The following is a 23,292-nucleotide window of genomic DNA, read 5'->3' as shown; positions in this document are numbered from 1 at the left end:
TATACGGTAGGCATGGCAATCAAGCCTGATTGCTGCGCAGCGGCAGATACCCATCGGTGTCGAGCGGCAAGGTTTCGGACCAGATGTAGTCGCCGGTGATGTTGATGTGGTCCCAGCCGAGCGGAGAAAGGCGGGCCGTGATTGTGTCTTCGATCTTCGCTCCTCGTGACTTCGTTTCCTTCAGTATCCGTCCAAGGTAGCGGCAGTTGAACAGGACAATGGCGGCCGTGACGAGGTTGAGTGCGGCTGCTCTGCTTGACTGGTTTTCTTGGCCGCGATCCCGGAAACGCCCCAGACGATGGAAAGCGATCGCCCTGGAGAGGGAGTTCCGCGCCTCCCCCTTGTTGAGTTCCGTCGTGACGAGTCTACGCAGGCCAGGATCTTCGAACCAGCGCAAGGTGAACAGCGTGCGCTCGATCCGGCCGATCTCGCGCAGCGCGGCGGCAAGACTGTTCTGCTGCCGATACGCCGAGAGCTTCCTCAGGATCAATGAAGGCGTGACGGCCTTGTGCCGCAGCGCATGGATCACTCTCTGGATTTCGTCCCAGTGCGCGCGGATCAACTGCGGGTTCAGCCGATTCCCGAATAAGGGCGCGAGAGCACCGTATTTTGACTTGGGTTCGAATGCATAGAGCTTGCGGTCCGAGAGGCGCGGGATGCGGGGCTCGAACGACAGGCCGAGCAGATGCATGACGGCGAAGACGATATCCGAGACACCGCCGCCATCGACATGAAAGGCGGCAATATCGACGCCGCTCTCGTGACCCAGGATGCCGTCAAGGGAATGCACGGCCTCGCTTGCGGTGCCGGCGATCACCTTCTGGTGGAGCGGGGCATACCTGTCGGTGATCGTGGTGTAGATCTTGACGATCGGATCCCGCCCGTAGTGGGCGTTGACGGCGCCACCTGCTTCACCCGGCCCGCCGAGATAGAATGCTTGTCCATCTGCCGATGCGCGCCAGCCTTCGCCGAACCAGGCGGCGATCGGCTCCGCGTGAATGGCGTCCGTCAAGTTGGCAAGAGCCGCGCGGAAGGTTTCTTCGCGCATGTGCCACATCTGCATGCGCAGGAGAGCACGCCGTGATCCCGCGCCGCTGACTTCAGCCATTCGGGACAGGCCGAGATTCGTCGCTTCCGCGATCAGGGTCGCCATGAACGCCCGCATGTCGGTTGGCGGCAGGCCCGTCGAGACATGCGTAAAATGCTCCGCAAAACCTGTCCACAGATTGATCTGATCGAGAAGATCGGTGATGCGGACGTGGGGCATCATGCGGTAAAGGGCGCCGATGGCGGCCGCGCTATCGTCGTGCTCGCCGTCACCCTGATCCTTCGGGAAGCGCAGCCGCCCGCCCGCGAACAGCATCGGTTCCCTGGCCGCGAAGCCCTCGGCCACTGACAGCAAGGCGGTATCCAGTATCGAAGCACGCGCGTGCAGGTATGTGTCCGCGTCGACGTCTGGATGTGCCTGCAACGCGTTGCTGTCCGCCTTGTCATTAGCCAGAAGGTCATCCAGCGACCGATGGATACGTGAGGTCGGAACCCATACGATTCCGCTCGCCAATGCGTTTGCTAGGCCGAAGTATGTCGCAAGCTCGTAGCATGTGCGGTCAATCGAACCGTTTGTGAAGACATGACGTCGCCAGCGCCGCTCGATATGGGCGAGCGGTATTGTCTCTGGCAGTCGCCGGCGTTTGTCTCCGCCGATTTCCGCAAGAACAGCGACGGCATCCAGCAACGGTTTGGCGACGCGGCTGCCCTCGAACGCAAAAGACGACAGAAAGCGGGAGCCGATCTGCCTGAAGACATGATATTCGCGCGGGAGCTCGCCAATGATGTCCGGGCGTCCCGGCCGCAGCGATCGGCGGATAGTAACAGCGTCGTCTTCGATGGTGTCGAGCGCCGCGATTTCGGTCACGGCGGACGCGATGTCGCCTCCCTCCCTTGCGGAGATGACGAGCGCTTCCAGTACATCGGCGATGCGCGCCAATCGGGTGCGGCCCTGCTCGGCAGTGAGGGCAATTGTCTCTTCGAGCCGTTTTCTGGCGCGAAGGTTCGCCCGCGCCACCAATGACTGGAACATCGAAAGGGCGCCATCGGTCAATGTGGCCTCGAGTTCGCGCAGCGTGGCGATCATGACGGCGTGGCGCCGGTCCGCGCCCATCTGCTGGAAAGCCTGAGAGGTGTAGAGCAGTCCTTCCTTCGCCATCTGTGCCAGGCGAGGGCCAAAAGCAGGCGGTAGCGTACCGATACCGTCAAGCGTTGAGCGGACAATGGCGATCTTGTCGAGGATCTCGATCAACGGACGCGCTCCGACCCGGGAAGGCGGCTCGCGGAGCCAGGATAGCCTTGTCTGACGGGCATGCGTCTTGGCGACCAGCAGCCTGTCCAATTGATGACGATGGCCTTCGTCGAGCATTGAGCTGACCTCGGTCACCATCATGCCGTCGGCTGCATGCATTGCCGAAGCCGCCAGACGCTCGACAACCGTGACACCGGGGATGATGATCTTTTCCTCCCGCATTTTCTCGATCAATCGTCCGAGAAGGATGCGCCCATCCGTCAGGCCCAAAGCTTCTTGCTTAGCCCAATCGCTCAGCACCGAGCGAGCGGGCCTCGTGAGGTCGCGATAACCATGCTGCTGCTTGATCGCAGCCAGTTGCCCGTACCGTGTCGCACCACGCCGAGCGAAGCGGGCGATCGCTTCCGTGTCGGCGCCGATCTGCTCGGCAATATAATCCAGCATAACCGGAGGCAGGAACTCCCCGCGTCGCAAATGCCTGCCCGGATAGCGCAGACAGCACAATTGCAGGGCATGGCTCAGGCGGGTTTCCGGTGTGCGGCAACTGGCTATAGCGGTGAGATCTTTAGCGTCCAGCGTATAGTGGCGAACGATCTCGTTTTCGGTCTCCGGCAAGGCCAGCAGCACGTCGCGCTGTTTCGTCGTCATGGATATGCGGGCGGGCATGTTCTCTCCTTGCAAAAACTGCTTGCCTTTCGACCTCTCATTGAAAGAGGATTATGAAAGGATTTTCACCCTGATTCGTCAGTCTGACTGCCGCAGTTCCGCAAACCACCGTTATTGAAAGGGCGCCCATGCTGATCGGCTACGCCCGCGTAAGCAAAGGCGACGAACAGTCGAACAAGGCTCAAGCCAGGGCGCTGGCCGAGGCCGGTTGCAAGCGCGTCTTCGAGGAGAAGGCATCGGGCGGGCGCTGGGAACGTCCCGAGCTTCACCGCATGCTCGATCAGTTGCGTGATGGCGACACCGTCGTCGTCTGGAAGCTCGATCGCCTGTCGCGCTCGCTGAAGGATGTTCTCCACCTGATGGACAGGATCGCCAGTGCCGGCGCGGGGTTCCGTTCATTGACCGAGGCGATCGACACGACGACGGCGGCCGGTCGCATGATGATGCAGATGGTGGGGTCCTTTGCAGAGTTCGAGCGCGCCATGATCCGGGAGCGAACAACGGCCGGGCTCGCACAGGCCCGCGCCGAAGGCAGGATCGGCGGACGCCGCAGAAAGCTTGATCCGAAGAAACGGCGCGAAATCGCCGAAAGCGTCCTGTCCGGCCGCAAGAGCGGCGCCGAGATGGCGAGGCTGTACGACGTCAGCGAGCCAACGGTCTCGCGGATCGTCGCCGAATATCGCCAGAACCTGGAGACCGACAATGCCAGCCAGCTATGATCTCAAGGGGTTGATGAAGTTCCTGGCCCGCGATGAGTGGGGTGGGTGTTTTGAGGAGGTGTTCGACGATCACTTCGGCCCCGTGCTCAAGGCCGGAGACATGGAGTTCGATGACCTTGCCGAGATTCTCAGCGACGACTGGGCCATGACGCTGTGGGGGTGCGGTTCGAGGATTTCCTGACGCAGGAGTTCGATGTCCAGGGCGGCAATATCGTCGACGAATATCTCAAGCGTCGCGGCTGGAAGGAAGGCGCACAGACGAAAGCCTATATGAAAGCGCTACGGACATCGGTCATGAGCCTTTATGAGGTAAGCGATATCGTGCCCGGCAAATCGCTCATGGCGCGTGATCTCATCCGCGGCGGTGAGCCCGTCGCTGTCAGCGAGGGGACGGCAACACAGACCCTGAAGCAATGGGACAGGATTGCCGCTCGTATCGTGCCGGTCCTTGGCAAGAACATTTTCGCTGGCGGGCTGTTGCCTTATACGCCCCAAGCCACCGACGCGCTGTTCGACGGTCTGCGGCAGGTATTTGGAAAGAAGGGCGCAAAGAAGCTCCCTGCCGTTGCGGACCAGGATCTGCAGTCGGTCGCTTCCATGTTCTCCCTTTCGTGGCTGTTCGACACACTCGATCGAGCTATGGGGCTGCCACCGATGCAGAACTCGGACGGCGACGACCTCACGTTCCACGATGTCAGGTTTCCGCTGACAAATGGCGTAGCACAGAAGGATGTCGCCGCGCAGATGAACGCCATTCCGGCGATGGCGCAGGAGAACGCAAAGTTCTGGAACTGGCTCGACGCCAAGCCGAACGGCAGAAAGAAGGAGAAACAGGCCAATGCGTTTTCCTTCGATGCCACCATGGATAGCGGCCTGCGCGTGCTGGGTAATGTGGAGCTGAAGGGGCGGTTCCTACACCTGTCAACCAACTCCGTCGCGCGGGCGGAGAAGGGGACAGTCCTAATCCGCAAGGCGCTCGGCGATATTGTCGGCACGCCGCTGACCGAAATCCGCACCGTCGAGCAGATGATGGCCGAACGACCGCCTAGCGAACGTGGAGAAGCAACTTCGGAAGTTCCGCCCGAAATTGCCGAGCAGGTCGTCCACCAGTTCATGGACCGGCAATATCGTGAAACGCTTGATCAGACGGTCGGCATGCTCGGTAACAAAACGCCACGGCAGGCCGCAAAGTCAGCCGCTGGCCGGCAGAAGGTCGCCGAATGGCTCAAATATCTCGAAAACCAGTCCGCAAAACAGGCGGGTCCCACCGATCCAATGGCAACCTACAGTTTCGAGTGGATGTGGAAGGAACTCGGCGTCCATGATCTACGCCGGTAGAACCTGTCTACCGTATATCCGTGTCCCAATAATGTACCGATGCCAAGTGTTCACCATGGAGCTTGTCTACCGGGAAATCCGCGACCTGGCGGCGATCTACAACATCCAGGACAAGGGCGAAGAGGTCATCGCGGATCTGGAGAAAAGAGAGGAAACGGCACGGGCGAAAGTCGCGGGACTGGACGGAAAGGTGTCGGCGGTATTCTGGTTCTCTAGCGCTGCGCAATCAGACCCCTACGTTGCGGGCAAGAACGGTGCGCCCGGCTACATTATGTCCGCGCTCGGCATCAAAAACGTCATCGAGACAGATGACGAGTGGCCGACCGTCGGTTGGGAAACGATCGCGAAAAAGAACCCCACCGTCATCGTCGCCGGGTCGATGGAGCGTCGCCGCTACCCGATGGACAGCCTCGAATCCAAGATGGCGTTTCTCGAGAGCGACCCCGTAACGCGGTTGATGGAATCCGTCGAGCGGGGCCACGTCTTTTCGATGGACGCCCAAGCCATGAACCCGACGATACGCACGATCGAGGGCATCGAGACGCTAGCCACCGCCATCGAGAAGGCCGGGCTCGCGAAATGACCCGGCCCGGCTCACCTTTCTTCAAGACAGGGATGGTCCTTGCCGCTGTTGCCGTCCTCCTGGTGAGCGTCTGCATGGGGGCCGCGATCGGCGAAACCGCGATCCCCGTGACGATCGTCGGGCAGACGATCGCCAACAAGGTGTGGGGTTCCGGATATCCCGTCGTCCCATTGGATGAAGGTATCGTATGGAGTTATCGGCTGAGCCGGGCTGTCGTTGCCGCGTGTTGCGGTTCGGCACTGGCGATCTCCGGAGTGGTGCTGCAATCCCTGCTGCGCAACCCTCTCGCCGATCCCTATATTCTCGGCATTTCGGCGGGAGCCTCTACGGGAGCGGTCAGTGTCGCCATCCTCGGGCTGGGCACCAGTATGCTGAGCCTCCCCCTCGGTGCATTCCTCGGAGCGCTCGTGGGGTTCCTGCTGATTAGCCTCCTCGCCGTGAAAACCGGTACCGGACCCACCGCCATCATCCTGGCAGGTGTCGCCGGATCGCAACTCTTCAATGCGCTGACATCCTTTATCGTGACGAAGGCAGCTACCGCCGAGCAGGCGCGTGGCATCATGTTCTGGCTTCTCGGAAACCTGTCCGGCGTAAGGTGGCCAGACGCGTACCTTGCTGTTCCGGCAACCCTCCTTGGCCTCGTCATCTGTCTATGGCACTCGCGTGCGCTCGACGCGTTCGCGTTCGGTTCGAACTCGGCGGCGTCACTCGGCATTTCCGTGCTTCGGACCCAGATCGTCGTTATCGGCGCATCTGCCGTTATGACCGCGACGATGGTGTCGATCGTCGGCTCGATTGGGTTCGTCGGCCTGGTGATCCCCCATGCGGCAAGAATGCTGGTAGGTGTGAGACACGGTGTACTTCTGCCCGCATCGGCACTCATCGGCGCGGTTTTCATGATCCTCGCGGATATATGCTCGCGCACCCTCATTCCCGGACAGGTTCTCCCCGTCGGTGTGGTGACCGCGCTGGTGGGCGCACCGGTGTTCGCCGTCATTCTAGCCAAAAAGAGAGAACGGGCATGAAGCTATCGGCAAATGACCTCTCTTGGTCTATAGGCGGAACAGCCCTCCTCCAGTCGATTTCCTTCGACGTTGCGGACGGCGAATTCTTCGGCATAGTCGGCCCTAACGGCTCTGGGAAGACGACGTTGATGTCCCTTCTTTCCGGAATACGCAAGCCTCAGGTCGGCAGTGTAACACTGGATGGTCAACCGCTGTCGAAAATCGGCAGGCGCGACGTTTCCCGAAGCATCGCCCTGGTGGAGCAGCAAGCGGAGACCGGAGAACGCCTCACCGCGCGTCAGGCGGTAGAGCTTGGCCGCACTCCTCACCTCGGCGCATATACACCCTGGACACAGGTAGACGCTGAGACCGTGAACCGGGCGCTTCGAAACGTGGACATGGATCATCTCGCGGGACGATACTGGCACACCCTCTCGGGCGGCGAGCGCCAGAGGCTTCATATCGCCCGGGCCCTTGCACAGGAACCCAAGGTGCTTTTGCTTGACGAACCGACCAACCATCTCGACATCGGCCACCAGATCGACCTTCTCGATCTGGTCGGGAAACTCGACCTTACTGTAGTCACTGCCTTGCATGATCTCAACCATGCGGCCCTGTTCTGCGACCGGATCGCGCTTATGCAAAACGGGTCATTGGTTGCGCTCGGCAAGCCGTCCGATGTGCTTACGGTGCGTTGCATCCGCGAAGTCTTCGGCGTCGAGGCCGAGGTAGAAACCATCGGACACGGCAGCTGTAACATTCGTTTCCTGCCGCGCGGTCGGGTTGATCTGGCTCGCGAGGGCAGGCTCAGGGCCGCTAGTTGAGGAAGGGAAACCTGTGAACCCGCGGAACTACGATCTCAAAGAAGACATCCGGGAGTACTGGTCCCTCAGAGCGGAGACCTTTGACCTGGCCTTCGGGCATCGCATCGCCCCCGGACCCGAACAGGATGCCTGGACGGCGTCTATCCGGAGCATTCTGGGAGACGGGGATAAGAAGGTCCTCGAGCTTGCCTGCGGGACCGGCGAAATAACGAAGGTCATTCTCTCGTTAGGGCATGACGTAACGGCAATCGACTTTTCCGAGAAGATGCTCGCGGTCGCCCGGAAAAAACACAGCGGGTCCTCTAAAGTGCGTTTCGTTCTCGGGGATGCGGAAAACACGATGGAGGCCGACGATACCTATGACGCGATCGTTTGCCGTCACCTTGTCTGGACGCTGACGGACCCGCGTAAGGCTATTGCAGAATGGCTACGGGTGCTCAAGCCGGGTGGCAAGCTAATCGTCTTCGACGGCAATTGGGCGACCAAGCCGTTCATCGGACGGTGCGCCGAAATCGGCGTACGGTGCCTCGAGCGATTCATCGGTCATGATCCCCTATACGAAAACGTCATGACGGAGAAACATGCCGGCATCATGGCCCGGCTTCCTTTCAGCGAAGGTCTGACATTCGAGATGATCGCCCAGCTTCTCGACGAGACCGGATATACGGCGATCTCCCGGGTCGAGCATGGGCCGATAACATCGGCACAGCGTCAACGCGCAACGCTGCGGAACAGGCTACGGACATTATTCTACGCGCGATTTGCAGTCGTCGCAGAGCGTCCCCTTGTACCTTATTCCCTCATACGCCACGGGTACCATGGGGACAGCTCGGATCTTGGCGACACCAAATGGGCAAGCCTGAAGCACGGTGGCCTTTAACGGCTCTAACTATGGTCTCCTTGTCCGGTTGATAAGGGCATTCGGTCTTCGATCACTTCTATCGGGTCAGACGGGCTTCTTTTTGGAGAGCCCGCCGTCCCGTTCGAGCGCCCTCACCCCACGTCAGGTGCACTCCAACTCATGGCTAGCCGATCATCCGTTCGAGCGACCGTACGCCGTGAGATCTTTTTTCCCGATGCCCGGCAAGATAATGTTGCCGTAGGAGGTCAGTTCATCGAAGAACTCGTTCTTGTAGGCCTGGTAGTCCGAGCTGCCCTGTTTGAGGTAGTTCGAAACCAGGATGTCTTTGAGTTCGGCTTCCATCACGTCGATGCGCATATCCCGCGCGGCGTAAATATGGACTTCGACACTGTCGGTCTTGAAACCTTCCTTCAAACCCGAGTACTGCGGCACGAACGAAATCCACTGTTGCAAAACGGCATCCCAGATCGATCGCGCCTGTCCCGGAAGTACTTGGACGCCAGGATGGCTGAACTTCGCGATGCCGAACATGTTGAGCTTGCCGCCGCACCGCTTGATCATGCGGATGAGGTGCGAAGCGTTGTCGGACACAGCCCACCGCATGAACGAATCCGCAACAAACCGATTGGTGACCATCTGCTTGAACGACTGGCGTACCTCTTTCACGCCTGTCGTGGTGTAGGCGGTGAGGCGCTGCCAGCTGTGCTCGGTCGGAACGACATAGAACCCGCCCGAAAACGGGTTGTTTTCCACCGCGCCGCAGGTTGCGTCGATCTCGTCCAGCGCTTTCGTCTGATCGACGCTGTCGCTGTATTCTCCGTCACCGCTGTGGCTGAGCTGACCGACGCCAGCGACCCGGACGTTATCACCGAGGCCGATTTTCTCCAGTTCGCGAGCGATATTCACCACCATCACGCTTCCGGTTTTTCCGGCAAGGCTGCAGGCGACGAACACGGTCGAAGGATGCTTGGCTTCTTTCACCTTGTTCGCGAACTGTTGAAGGGCAGCTGCAAGCTGCTTTCCGACAGCCCCCGCTTCCGGCGTCGAAAGTACGACGTTCCCGTGGAGGTAACGGTCGGCAGGTATGCCGCGCGACGCCATTCGCGGCTTGAACGACCTCGCATAATCGTTAGCGACCTGCATGTGATCGTCACCGATATCGACTATCAGGGAGGCGAACGTCGTTCCTTCGTTGACGAGGTTGTCCTCGATCTCGCCGGTCCGAAGCAAGGCTTCGACGTAAACCGCTCCTGTCCGACCTATGCCGATGACGTGTACACAGTGTGGTTCCGGTGCGTCGTTGGTTTTGCTCTCTGTCATTTGTTCCTCCGGTTTCTCGTTGGTATAGGGGTTCACAAGTTTCCGCTCACAGGGCGAGGAGCCGTGTCAGCGTCCTGTTCGTATTGTTGGCGAACGTCGAGGCGCGTTCGGCGATCAGGAAGTTCCGCTGTCCGAAGATGCGACGCGCGTAGTGATCGGCGCGGCGGTCGAGTGTGACGCAGAACGTTCTGACCCGCTGCGACAGGCCGCTGACGACCGCCTCGCGGGCGTCTTCGACCAGATAGTCGTCTTCTGCCACGTCGATATCGGAAGGCTCGCCATCGGTTAGGAGAAGGACGACCTTGTGGTCGGCGGCCTCGGCTTCCAGAAGCGCCGTCGCATGTCTGATCGCCGCGCCCATCCGGGTGCTGTGGCGGCTTGCAGATGCGGCCAGCCTAGAACGAGCCTCCTCCCCGAACGGCTCGTCGAAATCCTTGATCCTCCGGTAGTTAACCTCGTGTCGTCCGTTCGAGGAAAAACCGTGAATGGCTATGCGGTCGTGTTGGGCCTCCATCGCCTCGGCGATGACGAGTGCAGCCTGTTTTTCGATGTCGATGACCTTGGTAAAGCTGCCGGGCACGAAGCGCTCCGTGGATATCGAAAAATCCATCAACAGAACGACTGAAGTGGACCGGCGACGACGACCATGGCGACAGAAGATGCGACCGTCCGGGGATAGTCGAGCTCGTTGTTGAACCACGTTCTCAACGACGACATTGAGGTCGATTTCGTCGCCCTCGGTCAAGCGCGTCAGCCTTACCGCCCTGTCCGGAACCCGTGCGGACGCGGAGAGAGTGATTTTCGGTTGTGTAAGCCGTTGAAGCGAAGGCCGGGTCTTCCTACGCGGCAACTCCTCCTCCACGACTGTGGCCCACCCCTCCCGTAATTCCGAAAGTCGATGGTCCCATTCCGGGTACCGGTACCTATGGCGGACGTCGATCCCCTCGACATCCCGTTCCGCCTTCTCGCCATCCTGGAGCGCATCAACGATCTCGATCTCCGAATGACGCTCGCGGTCCTCCGGAAGCGCGGTATCCGGTCCCCAGAGGATCGCGTTGTCGTCGCGGTATATCGGTTCCGGTTGACGGTCGGCTGAAGGCTCAAGGCGCATCTTGCCGAGGTCTATTGCAAGCGTACGCGCCAGGCGGTCGAAAGCATTGACATCGTCGAGTCCTTTCGAGGCCGCCTCCTCGAAAAGCTCGCGTCCCTTGCCGACCCATGGGTTCGCATCGATGTAGGTGTCGTCGTGCAACGCCCGCGCCAGGCGAGCCGACAGGCCTGCGAAATCGAAACCGGACACCTCGGGGGTCGCTGTGTGATAGCCACCCCACAGCGCCTTCAATCCGGGATATTCCTGGACCATCAGGCGTTCGACGCGGGCGTCTTCGACGAGCGCGGTCATAGCCACCAGACTGGGTCGACGATTGCCAGCTGGACGTCTCAACGGAGAATGGCGCAGGTGAGCGGCGACGTGCGCGATGTTTGCGCGGCGCAGAAGGGCGCGGTCAGTCGTGTCGCCGTAGAAGCGACGTGGATAGCGAATGACGCCGTCATCGATCGTTACCGCACGGGTTTGGCGTCCGTCGGTATCCGGCTCGTGGAGATCGATAGAGAATTCAGAGAACCCGAACCCCGCGAGATAATGAAGCAGGGCACCGCGTTCCCGCAATAATTCCTCGGTATCGTGCAAGGACTGCTCATCGGAGTACGCCTGCGGGCTGCCCCATTCGAAATGATGGAGCATGCATTTGGTATCGTTCCGATGCTTCTGCAGCCCATGGACCGCCCACCGCCGCAAGCCGTGGTAATCCCCGACCAAAGCAGGATCGGAGCCGATTCGGTGCGCAAATGCGCGAGCCGCCTCCGGCTTCTCGCTAGCGATCTGCAACAACAGCCCAGCCAGGTCTGCCAGATCGATCTCGTTTTTGAGATAATCGGATATCAGCGGCATCGCGCGGATCAGCGCGTCATATGCACAGTCATCGATGTCGCGAAGCATCCCGAGCTTTCTCGCCGACACCGGACCCTGAATTGCTTCGAAGTGGGCATTCATGGGCGTGGACCGAACTGTGCCTCCACGAAACCGCTCATCGCGGCCTGAAGATCCGGATCGTCCGTAAGCGGTGCGGTCATCGCCAGCGCGCAGGCGTCGTGTGGACCGATACCTTCACTGATCAGAGAGCCGGAATGGACGAGCATCCGGGTACTGATACCCTCGTCCAGCCCCCTGCCACGTAGCGCTCGCGACTGGGTCGCCACGGCGACCAGTCTCGTGGCTATCTCCGGAGTGACGCCACTCTCGTGTGCTACCACTTCGACTTCGACCGCCTGTGGCAGGAAATCGAAGTCGATCGCTCCGAAGCGCTGCCGGGTCGATTGCTTCATATCTTTTGCCGCGCTCTGGTATCCCGGATTGTAGGAAACAACCAAGCGGAAGTCCGGGTGGGCTTTCACGACCTCTCCTCGCTTGTCGAGAGGGAGGATACGCCGATCGTCGGCCAGCGGATGAATGACAACGGTCGTGTCCTGGCGAGCTTCGACGACCTCGTCCAGATAACACAGGCCGCCATAACGCACGGCCGTGGTCAGAGGGCCGTCATGCCATTGCGTGCCTTCGGCATCGAGGAGCCAGCGTCCGACGAGATCGGAAGCCGTCATGTCCTCGTTGCAGGCCATCGTGACAAGAGGCAGCTTGAGACGCCAGGCCATATGCTCGACGAACCGGGTCTTGCCACAACCCGTCGGGCCCTTGAGGATCATAGGGAGCTTGCGCTTCATGGCGGCGCTGAAAAGAGCGACCTCGTTACCGCTGCTGCGGTAGTACGGCTCGTCTTCGATGATCAATGACTGGAGTTTTTCGTGCATTTGCCCTCGCCCTTCTGGTTCGGAGCCGCGCGTGGGCGCGGCTCCGGGTTTCAGTGTCGCTGCTGTCGGATCAGGCGTGAGCCTTCGCGAGCTTCTTGGCTTCGCCGCCCGGCGTCTTGACGACGGTCTTGGTCATCATGGCGATGGCTTCCTCGCGGATGACCTTGCGGTTCGGCGGGGGCAGCTTGTCGCCGCGGAGCTGGTCGTAGGGAACGACGACCCAGCATGCGCAGCCCCAGATGCATTCCCCGGCCATGCCCTCGAAGCGGATCGCGGGCTCCGAGAGCATCGGTCCGATATCCACGAGCCAGGCATGCTCGTGCAGCTTGGTTTCCCAGTCGAGCTTGTCGTACGCCTTCTGGCTTTCCCAGAATGCATGCAGATCGGTCTTCGCGACGCCGGGCATGATGACGTTGGCGTACGAGGTCAGGACATCGAAGAACTCGTGGTTATAAGTCTGGTAGGTCGAGTCGCCTTCGAGAAGGTAGTTCTTGGACACCAGTTCCTTGATACCCTTTTCGATGTTGTCGAAGCCCATGTCGCGGGATGCGTGGATGTGGACCTCGGCATAGTCCGTCTTGAACCCGTCCCGCAGACCGCTGTACTGCGGAATGAAGTCGATCCACTGGGCGATCGTCGCCTGCCACTTCGAGGCCGCCTCGCCCGGGAGCACCTGAACGCCGGGATGGGTCAGCTTCGCGACATCGAACAGGGTCCAGTTGCGCGACTTCGAGGACAGGGTTTCGTGGGGAGCACCCGTGAAACCCGCCGGGCGAAGGGCGCGGAACAGGACGCGGCCGTAGTCCATGACGGCGAACCGCATGAAGCTGTCCGCGACGAAGCGGTTGGTGACCATTTGGCGGAAGCTTTGGCGGACTTCCTTCTCGCCTGTCGTCGTGTAGGCGGTCAGACGATGCCAGCTGTGTTCCGGATTGACGACGAAGAAGCCGCCCGTGAAGGGGTTGCGGTAAGGCTCGCCCCATACGGCGGTAACGCCGGCGTTCTTGTCGTCGTCGAGCATGCAGTCGATTTCGTTGAGCGCTGTGTACTGGCCCGCCCCGTTGTGGACTTCTTCGCCGTCACCGACGTGAGAGAGCTGTCCGACGCCGATGACCGGAATGCGGCGACCGAACTTGAGGTTCGACAGATGGCGCGCCAGATCGACCACGATGCCGCTGCCGGTGCCGCCCGCGATGCTGAACGGAACGAGGACCATCGAAGGTAGCTGCGCCTGCTCGACCGTGTCCACGAAGCTGCGCAGGGCGACGTCCATCGGACGCTCGCCAGCGTAGTAGGCGTTGGCGTAGATGCCCTTCGCGACCAGGCGCGGGAAGTGGTTTCCGGCTTCGGGCAGAACGTACTTGTGCGAGACGTAGGATTCGAAGTTCGGGTTCCAGTAATAGCGAGGATATTCCAGCTTGAGGAACTCGCGGGTCCGGTTAAGACCTTCGAAAAACTCCTGCTTGTCCGGGACGGGCAGCGCGATCGCCTGGAAATTGAACTTGTCGGCCGAAACGCCGCGGGACTGCAGGCGCTGCTTGAACGAGTTGGCGTAGTCGATCGCGACGTTCATGTCCTGCTCGCCGATATCGACGATCATCACGGCGCAGGTGGCGCGGGAGTCGGAAGCCAGAAGGTCTTCGACTTCGCCCGTCCGGAGCAGCGCTTCGATGTAGGCGGCCCCGGTGCGGCCGATCCCGATCGCGTGGATGCAATGGGGCGACTGGGTCCCCGTCGCGCTGTGGTACATTGATGACGATGCCATGTTATGTATCTCCTCTGGATGTGATTGGTTATGCCGACGCGGTTATCGGAGCCAGGTGGCGTGCCTCTTTCGTCCGCGAGAGTTGGGTTGCGTTTGGCCACCATCAACAACGGATACTGAACGTCTCCGTCTGATCGAGAATTCCGAGGTCTCGGAGAATATGGGCGACCGAACTCGCACGCTCGTGCGCCACGTAGATCATGTAGTCTTCGACGAAGAGGCCGGGATCGCGGGAGATGACGCCCTCCTCGATCAACGCCACCCCCGCTTCCAGGTTCTTGCGTTGCAATGTCGCGCTCCAGATCGGGCTCTCGATGTAGATCGCCACGTCGTCGACACGGGTGATGTTCACGAATTTGCCGCCCCGGATTGTCGGGACCTGGTAGCCGTTTCCGTACTTTGCCTTCACCGTTTCCCAATCGAGTGCCATGTCGCCCTCCGTTACGCGTATTCGCCGCGCAGCTGATCGCGGGGTACGGCGATCCACTGGGTTCCGCCGCCGAGGCTCGCGCCCGCCATTCCCTCGATCGCGGTCGACGGCTCGCAAAGTACAATTCCCTGGTCGAGCAACAGCGCGTGTTCGGACTGGCGATGCAGCAGATCGGTTTCGTCGTAGGCATTCCGAGCGGCTTCGAAAACCGACAGGTCCTTGAGCGCGAGACGCGGCAACAGGTATTGAACGATGCCCGGCGAGCCGCCGTCCGTGGCGCACGTGGGTGCTTCAGGGCTGAAAGCGGAATCCAGCGCCTCTGTCCAGGCTTTGCGTTCGCTTTCGTCGATCGTTCCCGACGTCCTCAATTCGAGAAATTCCGGCTGATAGTCCTCGAGCAGCCCGAGGTCTTTCCGCAAGTCGCGGTTCGACGAGCCGCTTCCGTCCGGCGCGGAACCGATCATGTGTATCCACCTAGAACCCCAGGGCGTTCTCGCGGCCGAATGTTGCGTGGAGGGCGCGGCAACCCAGTTGAGTAGCCTAAGGGCCTCCCAGACGTTCGCTCCGCGACGTTCGAATATAAGCTTCGCGAGCCGCTTGCTCACTTCTTCCCGGGCTTCCGACACGCTGACGTTCGCAGGCTGGGGAATGATCATGAAACCCGCGGTGAACGGGTTCTTGAACAGGTCGCCGCACGAGAGCGTGATCCCCGCGTTCTTGGTCTCGTCACAGAGGACGTCCAGCTCGGAGAAGACAGCATGCAGCCGCGTCAGTTTGTCGGGGGTGACCTCGTCGGGATGCGGCGCGATCCCAAGACCCGTCACGAGGACCCGGCGGCCGAACTGGACCGAGGAGAGATGGCGGGCCAGATCCATGGCGATCCCGCTACCGGTACCGCCGACCAGACCGAAAACGATGCACACGATCGAATTGCCGCCTGTCTTTTCGACGCTGGCGACGAACCGTTTCAAGGCCTTCTGCATCGGCCTGTCGGCATCGTAATACGCCTGGCCGTATAGCGCCTTCGAACCTGCCCGGGTCATCGACCCGTCTTCGGCCCGTATCGACTTCCCCGAAGGCAACCACGAGGTTGAACCGGGGTTCGGATGGTACATGGGGTATTCGAGCTTGAGGAAATCCGCGTATTTCCCGACGACCTCCTGCAGCTCCTCCGACGACGCCATGTCGAGCGCAACCGTTTCAACCTGGGTGCGCTCCTCTGGGAACCTGGTCGCAGAAGTACGCACCTTGAGGAGGTCATCGTCGCCGACATCGATCGCGAGGGCGGTGAACCTCGAACCGGGCTTGTCGAGCAGGTTTTCCGGGGCCGTGCTCAGGAATTCCTCGATCACCCGGCAGCCCGCGCCGCCGATGCCTACGAGATGGATACCGAAAGGCATCTCGGTGTGGTCTTGGATGCGGTGAACGCCGCGACGTAGGGCGTCCAGTTTTCTCTGCTGGAGCTTCGCTTCGGTCGTACCTATAGCGGGAAGCGGCCGACCGCGGTCGATGTCGAGGCCTACGTTAACGGACATTTCTGAAACCTCTCAACATTGGACGCTTGAATGGAAACGGTCGGCGCGTTCGCGGACAGTCAGGCCGCGTTTGTCCCTCGCTTCGGCCACAGTGCGTCGGACCATAGCCGGATGATGTCGAAAGCAACGCCGAGCATCGTCCAGAATATCACATGACCCGCGAGCGAGGATGTCCTGAAATTGTAGAGGGTTTCCGCCGGAAAGCCTTCGGGAACCTCGTTCACCGCAGGAAGGATCTGCATCATGACCGCTACGATGCCGGCGTAGATGCATACGGCTGCGAGCGACGCGTACCACCCGCCGATCTTAGGCCACAGCTTCGTGGCGGCCATGATGGATAGCGTAGCCGACAAGACGGAAGCCGCGACCATCAGGAAGTATAACTGCGTCCGCGCGCCGATAGTGTCGCCGCTTCCGACCGCAGGCGGGTTAGCCGGATATTTCAGAGCAGGCACGACGATCAGAGCCACCAGTCCGACAATGGCGATCAGCATAGCGGTGCTGCGCGGGCTCAGCACGCCGAGACGTTTGTTCGCGAAGGCATAGGCAATGGCAAACAGTCCGCCGATCGCCACGCCGTAGACGAGGACACCGGTAAGAAGGCCCAGTCCCGCCTGGACGGAACGGCTGACGAGTTCGGGTTCGGCGGCCATCCCGGCCGCCGTACTATGTTGCTCCTCGATCGCGATCGCGTGATCGACCCACGGTTCGCCGTAGGACTTGAAAAAGGCAAAGGCAAAGATGGCGGCGATGACACCAGCCAACATTCCTCTTACGAGCAGTTTTCCGACCATCGCCGTATCTCCTTTATAATATCAGTGGCAGGGGAAGCCGAGAAGGTGACGGGCGTCGTGGACGTACTCGTGGACGTAATTGCTCGAGACGAGTGACATCGCGCCTTCCTCGACGCCGACGAAGTAGATCGAGAGGAGCATCAACATTCCTCCAAAAACCGCCCAGGGCAGTACCTGCCCGAGGGGAATCGCGTCGGCGGCGTGAGAGCTCTGTACGTTCGGATTGATAACGGCAGACATTTCATTCTCCTTGTTTCGAGACCAAAAACGAAAAACGCCCCACGCAGGCCATCCCCGAGGGATGAATGCAGTGAGGCGCTTATTGCCAGAAATGTTTTCAGCTATATTGCTGAATTTGGAGACTACATCGACCGTTTGGATTGTCAAGAGACTAATCCTACGAATTTTGGATTAAAATACGCTGCCGGACTTGCCGCCCATACGCATAATTACTTGAGTATTTGCATGGACTTTAGGCTCTTCGTTCCAGCCGAACGAGGGAATACGCCAGCGATGTTTTCCTAACCGTGGATTGTACTCGGATCGATGAACAGCCTCAGCCGATCCACATGACGTCCTCCACCGACGTGTGACCGAAGGATTTCCGAGACATCGTCTTCGGTTTCGAAGCGATACCAGACGCCTTCCGGGTAAATCACCATCACCGGACCATGTTCGCACACGTTCATGCATCCGGCGTGGTTTATCCGGATCCGCCTCATTCCCAAGGTCATCGCGAGGCGACACATGTAATCGCACAGCTGCCGTCCTCGTTTGGCTCCGCACGATCCCCTCCAGTGAGTAGCTGGCCGCTCGTTCGTGCAGCAGAAGACATGGACCTGGTAGACCGGTTCACCGGTGTCCACGCTGCTGGCAGTCGATCCCGATATGAGGGTCATCGCCGCGCCCTATCCCGCCACACAGCGCGCGAACCCGTCGGCGAATGCGTCGCGATCGAGGTTTTTCCCGATCACGACGAACTGCGACACGCGCGGCTCGTCGTCGGTCCACGGGCGATCCATGCGCATTGTCGTCAGCATCCGGACACTCTGGAAGACGACACGCTCCTTGAAACCCCTGGCGTGGAAGATGCCCTTTGTCCGGTAGAGGTCCTGCCCGCGCGTCTGAGCGACTTCGTTCAGCCAGAGCGAGAAGCGATTGAGATCGATGGGCCGCGTTTCCTCGAGGATGAAGGATCCGACCGCCGGATCGTGCTCGTGCTCGTGGTCGTCGAGGAAGCCCGGATCGACGTCGAGCTTCTGCACGAGGTCGAACGCTCCTACGTTGATGACGTGTCCCAGATCGATCTCGGCGTTCGCCGTGAAATGGATACGCGCGAGCGGGTTGATCCTGCGTACCGTAGCTTCCGCGCTTTTCACCTGTTCCGGCGAGGCGACGTCGATCTTGTTCACCAGCACCACGTCGCTGAACGCCACCTGTTCGACGGCCTCGGGGCTTTGGTTGAGATTTGTCTCCAGATTGACCGCGTCGACCATTGTCACGAACGCGTCGAGGCGAATGCGGCTTTTCACGTCGTCGGCGACGAAGAACGTGGAAGCGACCGGAGCGGGATCGGCAAGCCCGGTCGTCTCTATCAGGATACCCTCGAGTTCGCCCGCGCGTTCCTGAAGCCTTTCGAGCGTCTCGATCAAATCTCCCCTGACCGTGCAGCAGAGACAACCGTTGTTGAACTCGACGAGTTCCGCCTGCTCGTCCCTGATGACCAGCTGGCCGTCGATGCTGATCTCGCCGAACTCGTTTACGATGACGGCGATCTTCTTGCCGTGGTTCTCGTGAAGAATCCTGTTCACGAGGGTAGTTTTCCCGGACCCGAGGAAACCCGTAATAACGGTTGCCGGGATGCGGTCGTTGGTTTGAGTTGCGGTTGACATGTGAACCTTTCTGGCTTTGGCGACGCCGGCTATGGCAGTCGCTGCGTCTCGATCAAATTTCTTCTTTCATTGTCGTGGGCTGGTTAACCATCTCGCCAGCCGTCGTGCCGCCGCGTATCTTGGCTAACGGGGCGTCGAACTCGTCTTCCCATCCGTGGGCCGGTCGTCCGCCCCTGAGCCAGCGCCGCTGCCGCAGCGCGATCCGGACGCATTCGATTTCCGTCCGGGTCGGTGGGCCGGAATGTTCGAGGAGAGACCCGAACACCTCGTTCGACTTGCCGTCTTCGAGCGCTCGCTCCACGCGTCTCTTGAGCTTGACGAGTTCCGGAACGCCATGTTCGTCAAGGATAACCTGAAACGAGAAGTGAGCTGCTCCCCACGCTCCCGGTTCGGCCTGCCGGGGATTGGGAGGAAAGGCATAGCCGACCGGTACCAGGCCCTCCGGGATAGGGAGGGTTCGGGAATGGGTATCCGTGGTACCGAAGAGCTGCGAAAGGAAATGGCGACGTCGACGATCCCCGGTCTCGATCCGCCCGACGGCCGTATCGAAAATCCAGATGCAGTCTTCGATCTCGACGAGGTCGGCATCGAGTACGGAGCCGTGCAAACGATTACGCAAATCCGGCAGAGCACCCTTGTCCGCCCTCAGGCGGATATCCGCGTAGGGACTTCCGGCAACGATGTCGAGGACGGTCCGCGTTCGATGGGCGGCAAAGATCGCGTGACGGTCCAGACAGTCCTCCGCGGGACGCCCCGGCGCGGACATCCGCGCGTGTTCTTCAGGCAGGCATATGGCGATGCCACAGTTCCAGCCCTCAGGGTCGGAACTCAGTGTTTCGAACGCCACGAGGCGCAGGTGATCGTGCCGCCGTAGCGATATGCTGGAGCTTTCCGTCGCCGCGCTGACACGGTCGTCCGTAACATCGACAAAAATGCGCGCCTCGCGGGGAAACTGGCCGACCGTGCCGAAAGCGCCCAGACTGAGTTCGAAATTCGGATCGACAACCATCCTCGCCAGTAACGGAAAGCCCGACTTGATGATCGCGATGTCCGAGGTGGTTTGACTATCGGCCATTGTAGCTCTCAACGCGAAACACGGCGGCTGGCCCGGAACAGTGGCATTGCGCCGACCAACAGGAGAAGACCGAAAGCCCCTCCTGCGGTCGCATAGGTTTGCCGGGGTACGAGTAACCGATCCGTGTAGAAGAGATCGGCGCTGCTCTTGCACAGCACGAACGACGGCGAGGCCGCCCGCTCGACGTCGATCGCCTGCCTTATCGCTACCGCCTCGGCGCTGGCCAAAGGCATCTGTTCCATGTGATCGAGGAGTGCCAAAGCCGACGCTAGGTAGGCGTGTGAACACGCGTTGAAGTCGCTCTCCTCGTCCGTCAGCGCCCCCGGGATCATACCCCACAGGCAGTAGGTGTACTGGATTTTCGAGAAGTTCATGAGCCGTCGCATCCGCTCGTCCGTCTTCACCTGCCGTTCCGCCAGCGAAATGATGTCAGGGCGGAATTTGGAAAGCAGCTCCATGTCCGAATGCGCGATAGAGGCGATCTCGATCCCTTTCGGCGTCCCTGCTCCGTCCGAAGATCTCATCGAGTGCGCGTGCGCGTTCGATGAGATCGAGGAAAGCGCACATATCGCCAGAGACGTGACGATCGTGAAAACCGAATTCCGACTGTTCAAAGGCATCGCGATCTCCTCGCTTTAAAAACGAAAAACGCCTCACGCAATGCGTCCCCGAAGGACGGATGCAGTGAGGCGCTTATTGCCGAAATTTCAGTCAGCTACGTTGCTGAGCAGAAGCTTACGCTCGAAAGCGTTGTTGTCAATGAGGTCGTATTGACCTCAGTTCAGGAGGTCGAACGACTCCACGACGGCCTTGGCGATGACGCCGATCGTCACTCTCCGTTCCATCGCCTGACTACGCAGGAAATTGTAGGCGTCGTCCTCGCCGAGGCTCTTTGTGCGCATCACGATCGACTTCGCTTTCTCGACCACGCGCATTGTCCTAAGGTTCTCGTCGAGCTTCTCGATACGTCCCCGCAAGCGTTGTTCGTAGAGGAAGTGCTCCCTGGCCATTGCCAACGCTCCGATCGTCGAACGTGCGGTCGGCGGGTAGTGGATCATGCCGTGGGCTGCGCAGTTGTTGATAAGCTTGAGATTGAGCGTGTCCTGGCCGCGATCGACCAGGATCAACGTTGTCGACGGTTCGCCCGGAAGCCATGGAATGCGGCGCGGAAGGTCTTCCATCAGGGTGCAGTAAACGACGTCGTAGTTCTCCGGCAGCTGGACGGGCACGGGCCAGATATGACGCACCGTGCAGCGCAGGCGCTGCAGCTCGCGCATGAGCCGCTCTCCCTCACTGTCCAGCTCGACGATAAGGGCGACGTTAAGATTCTGCACTGCCTTGTACTGGTTGTTGGGTGCCGACTGCTCGCTGCGAACCGCTCCCTGAGGCGGAGACGCGAGACGTCGCTCGTGAAGTACTTCTATTCTCGACATTCGACCCCTCCCACTAAACTGCTGCGGCCGCGACGGTGCAGCGCCCGCTTCCTATGAGGAAGGGGTCTGCTTTCACTGTCGTCCTCGATTCGAACAAAATATCGAATTGGCCGTTTCGGTTGGCCCGGCCGACCCGCGACCACAGGTCGGCATGCGCCCAGTTCGGGTTGATCGACACGGCACCCTGAGGCGCTTCGACCTCCGATCCCATCACCATCGCCCTTAGGACGGGGGTTTCGAGGGAATTCGCTCGCTCGAGGGTCTTGGCGAAGACGTTAACCTGGAAATAGGAGGATTCCAGGCACATGTTCGTCGGGGCGTCGTCGCCGTATCGCTTCTGGTAGCTCTTGACGAACTCGCTGTTCTGGTTGTTGTCGATACCCTGGAAATACGGAGCGGCGGTCAGATGACCCTCACCGACGTCGTGGCCCATCGCGGCGATTTCCGCCTCGCATGTCGTGAGACTGGCGATCGGCATTTTCTTCGGATCGAAACCCTTGTCGGAGTAAGCCTGGTAGAGGAACACGGTCCCGTCTCCCACGACCGTCGAGAAGATGACGTCGGGTTTCGCGAGCTTGATCTCCTGCATGATCGGCTCGAACTCCAGCCGCGACGCCCCGAGGCGCACGTAACGCTCTCCGACAACGCTTCCTCCGCTCCGCGCCACCATTTCACGCATGATACGGTTGGATTCCCGCGGATAGATGTAGTCGGAACCGATGAAGAAGAAGCGGTCACCATACAGCTTCATGAGCAGACTACAGAGCTGCATACTGTTCTGGTTGGGGGTCGCGCCAGTATAGATCACATTGGGCGAAAACTCGAACCCCTCGTAAAGCGTCGGATACCACAGCAGCCCGTTCAGCCGTTCGACGACCGGAAGAACCGACTTCCGGCTCGCTGACGTGTAGCAGCCGAAAATCGTGCTGACCTCGTCAACCACCATCAGCCGCTTCGCTAGCTGCCCGTAAGAACGCGTGTCCGAGCCCGGATCGTAGATTATGGGCTCAAGCGGACGACCGTTTATGCCGCCGCTGTCGTTGATCTGGTCTATAGCCAGCAATGTTCCCCGGAGCTGCGTTTCCTCGATAACGGACATGAAACCCGTTCGGGAAAACAGCACTCCAACACGCCATGGCTCCGAAGTATCGGTCGGTTTTATCAATGCAGTTGCTCCCGGTTTGAAGCATTCCCCAGTGCGGCTTTTCGCCTGCTGATTTGTCATCACGAATGGACTTGCAAGAACTCCGAAAACGCAAAAGCCTCCAGCTTCCTTCGTGACCAAGGATGCTTGGAGGCTTTTTTGCCGTCATATTTTTACACGGCTCCGATGCCGCGAATTCACATTTCCGTCGTATACCATACGTCTACACGGCATCGTCCGTCAATAGCGGCCTAGCCCCGAGACCGGATCAGCCTCGCAGCGCGTTTACCTTGCTCGGGACAGGGTGTCGTTCTTCACACCCCATTGCGCCATCGCCTCCAGGATGGGCATCAAGGTCCTTCCTTTGGAAGAAAAGCTGTATTCGACATGGGGCGGGACTTTTTCATATACCGCCCTGTCGATGACGCCGTCAGCTTCGAGTTCGCGTAGATGTTGCGTCAGCATCCGACGCGTCGCGCTCGGAATGAGGCGGCAAAGCGCGTTGAAGCGCTGGGGACCATCCAGAAGATGGTAGAGGATCAGTGGCTTCCATCGCCCCCCGATGACCCCGATCGTCGTCTCGACGGGACAGTAGTCAGGACGCTGCACCTCTGGCTTACCAGTATTCTTTTCCATACTACGTTCCGAAATTGTGCGTACTTTTAATGGGTCTGCCTCACTTTGTGTGGTTAATAGATCGTTAGCAGGCACTTCGCTATTGGCGTGCATGAGAACAAAATCAAA

The 23,292-nt window shown here is 60.0% G+C and carries 19 protein-coding genes and 2 pseudogenes; 6 read left to right on the top strand and 15 right to left on the bottom strand.

What is annotated here, in order from left to right; all coding sequences use genetic code 11:
* Window positions 1-19: 19 nt before the first annotated feature.
* On the bottom strand, window positions 20-2,965 hold the full coding sequence (locus AC1Q5O_RS26630) for a Tn3 family transposase (protein WP_492567049.1): 2,946 nt from the start codon (window positions 2,963-2,965) through the stop codon (window positions 20-22).
* Between the two features lie 128 nt (window positions 2,966-3,093).
* Here AC1Q5O_RS26630 and AC1Q5O_RS26625 point away from each other — a divergent pair, with 128 nt between their 5' ends.
* From AC1Q5O_RS26625 to AC1Q5O_RS26600, 6 genes and pseudogenes are all read left to right on the top strand, one after another.
* The gene (locus tag AC1Q5O_RS26625; RefSeq protein WP_492567048.1) at window positions 3,094-3,684 is read left to right on the top strand and encodes a recombinase family protein; all 591 of its coding nucleotides are present in this window, start codon (window positions 3,094-3,096) and stop codon (window positions 3,682-3,684) included.
* Window positions 3,668-5,022: pseudogene (locus AC1Q5O_RS26620) on the top strand (DUF7986 domain-containing protein). Before AC1Q5O_RS26625 ends, AC1Q5O_RS26620 begins: the two are co-directional and overlap by 17 nt.
* Window positions 5,023-5,059: 37 nt before the next feature.
* Window positions 5,060-5,605 (top strand): annotated as a pseudogene (locus AC1Q5O_RS26615) (ABC transporter substrate-binding protein); the annotation flags it as partial.
* A complete protein-coding gene (locus AC1Q5O_RS26610; RefSeq protein ID WP_259030777.1) occupies window positions 5,602-6,630 on the top strand; it encodes a FecCD family ABC transporter permease in 1,029 nt (342 codons plus the stop codon). The pseudogene AC1Q5O_RS26615 and the gene AC1Q5O_RS26610, both read left to right, overlap by 4 nt.
* Window positions 6,627-7,433 carry an ABC transporter ATP-binding protein gene (locus AC1Q5O_RS26605; protein ID WP_148657858.1) on the top strand — a complete coding sequence of 269 codons (807 nt, stop codon included), beginning with the start codon at window positions 6,627-6,629 and terminating at the stop codon, window positions 7,431-7,433. Before AC1Q5O_RS26610 ends, AC1Q5O_RS26605 begins: the two co-directional genes overlap by 4 nt.
* A 13-nt stretch (window positions 7,434-7,446) precedes the next feature.
* Window positions 7,447-8,313: a class I SAM-dependent methyltransferase gene (locus AC1Q5O_RS26600; protein WP_148657865.1), complete on the top strand. Its 867-nt coding sequence runs from the start codon at window positions 7,447-7,449 to the stop codon at window positions 8,311-8,313.
* A 153-nt stretch (window positions 8,314-8,466) separates the two neighbouring features.
* Here the strand turns inward: AC1Q5O_RS26600 and AC1Q5O_RS26595 are convergent, their stop codons facing one another.
* From AC1Q5O_RS26595 to AC1Q5O_RS26530, 14 genes are all read right to left on the bottom strand, one after another.
* A complete protein-coding gene (locus AC1Q5O_RS26595) occupies window positions 8,467-9,615 on the bottom strand; it encodes a hypothetical protein (protein WP_148657857.1) in 1,149 nt (382 codons plus the stop codon).
* A 46-nt stretch (window positions 9,616-9,661) separates the two neighbouring features.
* Complete coding sequence (locus tag AC1Q5O_RS26590) at window positions 9,662-11,614, bottom strand: nitric oxide reductase activation protein NorD (RefSeq protein WP_277921070.1); 1,953 nt, start codon at window positions 11,612-11,614, stop codon at window positions 9,662-9,664.
* Window positions 11,615-11,664: 50 nt separating this feature from the next.
* Window positions 11,665-12,480 carry a CbbQ/NirQ/NorQ/GpvN family protein gene (locus tag AC1Q5O_RS26585; RefSeq protein ID WP_148657855.1) on the bottom strand — a complete coding sequence of 272 codons (816 nt, stop codon included), beginning with the start codon at window positions 12,478-12,480 and terminating at the stop codon, window positions 11,665-11,667.
* Between the two features lie 70 nt (window positions 12,481-12,550).
* Window positions 12,551-14,245: a hypothetical protein gene (locus tag AC1Q5O_RS26580; RefSeq protein ID WP_052821336.1), complete on the bottom strand. Its 1,695-nt coding sequence runs from the start codon at window positions 14,243-14,245 to the stop codon at window positions 12,551-12,553.
* Between the two features lie 103 nt (window positions 14,246-14,348).
* The gene (locus AC1Q5O_RS26575) at window positions 14,349-14,675 is read right to left on the bottom strand and encodes a hypothetical protein (protein ID WP_148657854.1); all 327 of its coding nucleotides are present in this window, start codon (window positions 14,673-14,675) and stop codon (window positions 14,349-14,351) included.
* Window positions 14,676-14,686: 11 nt separating this feature from the next.
* Window positions 14,687-16,210, bottom strand: a complete 1,524-nt coding sequence (locus tag AC1Q5O_RS26570) for a tubulin-like doman-containing protein (RefSeq protein ID WP_148657853.1) — start codon at window positions 16,208-16,210, stop codon at window positions 14,687-14,689.
* Between the two features lie 59 nt (window positions 16,211-16,269).
* Window positions 16,270-17,004, bottom strand: coding sequence for a CbtA family protein (locus AC1Q5O_RS26565; RefSeq protein ID WP_148657852.1), 735 nt, complete (start codon window positions 17,002-17,004; stop codon window positions 16,270-16,272).
* A gap of 21 nt (window positions 17,005-17,025) precedes the next feature.
* Complete coding sequence (locus AC1Q5O_RS26560; protein WP_148657851.1) at window positions 17,026-17,244, bottom strand: CbtB domain-containing protein; 219 nt, start codon at window positions 17,242-17,244, stop codon at window positions 17,026-17,028.
* 668 nt (window positions 17,245-17,912) lie between these two features.
* Window positions 17,913-18,896 carry a CobW family GTP-binding protein gene (locus AC1Q5O_RS26555; RefSeq protein WP_148657849.1) on the bottom strand — a complete coding sequence of 328 codons (984 nt, stop codon included), beginning with the start codon at window positions 18,894-18,896 and terminating at the stop codon, window positions 17,913-17,915.
* 52 nt (window positions 18,897-18,948) lie between these two features.
* Window positions 18,949-19,971 carry a DUF6925 family protein gene (locus AC1Q5O_RS26550; protein ID WP_148657848.1) on the bottom strand — a complete coding sequence of 341 codons (1,023 nt, stop codon included), beginning with the start codon at window positions 19,969-19,971 and terminating at the stop codon, window positions 18,949-18,951.
* 8 nt (window positions 19,972-19,979) lie between these two features.
* Entirely contained in the window at window positions 19,980-20,591 is a 612-nt protein-coding gene (locus AC1Q5O_RS26545) for a hypothetical protein (protein ID WP_259030781.1), read from the bottom strand.
* Window positions 20,592-20,747: 156 nt separating this feature from the next.
* Window positions 20,748-21,404 carry an ANTAR domain-containing response regulator gene (locus tag AC1Q5O_RS26540; RefSeq protein ID WP_148657845.1) on the bottom strand — a complete coding sequence of 219 codons (657 nt, stop codon included), beginning with the start codon at window positions 21,402-21,404 and terminating at the stop codon, window positions 20,748-20,750.
* A gap of 13 nt (window positions 21,405-21,417) precedes the next feature.
* A complete protein-coding gene (locus AC1Q5O_RS26535; RefSeq protein WP_148657844.1) occupies window positions 21,418-22,629 on the bottom strand; it encodes a transporter substrate-binding domain-containing protein in 1,212 nt (403 codons plus the stop codon).
* A 204-nt stretch (window positions 22,630-22,833) separates the two neighbouring features.
* On the bottom strand, window positions 22,834-23,292 hold a 459-nt coding region (locus AC1Q5O_RS26530), incomplete at its 5' end, for a winged helix-turn-helix transcriptional regulator (RefSeq protein WP_492567042.1).

Source organism: Phyllobacterium sp. MT110 (genome assembly GCF_058792715.1).
The sequence above is the reverse complement of the archived record's forward strand: the minus strand, read 5'-3'. Positions and strand labels throughout refer to the sequence as shown.

Bases quoted from the DNA above. Each gene is read 5' to 3' on its own strand.
- AC1Q5O_RS26630 (WP_492567049.1), bottom strand. From the start codon at position 2,965: ATGCCCGCCCGCATATCCATGACGACGAAACAGCGCGACGTGCTGCTG.
- AC1Q5O_RS26625 (WP_492567048.1), top strand. From the start codon at position 3,094: ATGCTGATCGGCTACGCCCGCGTAAGCAAAGGCGACGAACAGTCGAAC.
- AC1Q5O_RS26610 (WP_259030777.1), top strand. From the start codon at position 5,602: ATGACCCGGCCCGGCTCACCTTTCTTCAAGACAGGGATGGTCCTTGCC.
- AC1Q5O_RS26605 (WP_148657858.1), top strand. From the start codon at position 6,627: ATGAAGCTATCGGCAAATGACCTCTCTTGGTCTATAGGCGGAACAGCC.
- AC1Q5O_RS26595 (WP_148657857.1), bottom strand. From the start codon at position 9,615: ATGACAGAGAGCAAAACCAACGACGCACCGGAACCACACTGTGTACAC.
- AC1Q5O_RS26590 (WP_277921070.1), bottom strand. From the start codon at position 11,614: ATGCTTCGCGACATCGATGACTGTGCATATGACGCGCTGATCCGCGCG.
- AC1Q5O_RS26585 (WP_148657855.1), bottom strand. From the start codon at position 12,480: ATGCACGAAAAACTCCAGTCATTGATCATCGAAGACGAGCCGTACTAC.
- AC1Q5O_RS26580 (WP_052821336.1), bottom strand. From the start codon at position 14,245: ATGGCATCGTCATCAATGTACCACAGCGCGACGGGGACCCAGTCGCCC.
- AC1Q5O_RS26575 (WP_148657854.1), bottom strand. From the start codon at position 14,675: ATGGCACTCGATTGGGAAACGGTGAAGGCAAAGTACGGAAACGGCTAC.
- AC1Q5O_RS26570 (WP_148657853.1), bottom strand. From the start codon at position 16,210: ATGTCCGTTAACGTAGGCCTCGACATCGACCGCGGTCGGCCGCTTCCC.
- AC1Q5O_RS26565 (WP_148657852.1), bottom strand. From the start codon at position 17,004: ATGGTCGGAAAACTGCTCGTAAGAGGAATGTTGGCTGGTGTCATCGCC.
- AC1Q5O_RS26560 (WP_148657851.1), bottom strand. From the start codon at position 17,244: ATGTCTGCCGTTATCAATCCGAACGTACAGAGCTCTCACGCCGCCGAC.
- AC1Q5O_RS26555 (WP_148657849.1), bottom strand. From the start codon at position 18,896: ATGTCAACCGCAACTCAAACCAACGACCGCATCCCGGCAACCGTTATT.
- AC1Q5O_RS26550 (WP_148657848.1), bottom strand. From the start codon at position 19,971: ATGGCCGATAGTCAAACCACCTCGGACATCGCGATCATCAAGTCGGGC.
- AC1Q5O_RS26545 (WP_259030781.1), bottom strand. From the start codon at position 20,591: ATGCCTTTGAACAGTCGGAATTCGGTTTTCACGATCGTCACGTCTCTG.
- AC1Q5O_RS26540 (WP_148657845.1), bottom strand. From the start codon at position 21,404: ATGTCGAGAATAGAAGTACTTCACGAGCGACGTCTCGCGTCTCCGCCT.
- AC1Q5O_RS26535 (WP_148657844.1), bottom strand. From the start codon at position 22,629: ATGACAAATCAGCAGGCGAAAAGCCGCACTGGGGAATGCTTCAAACCG.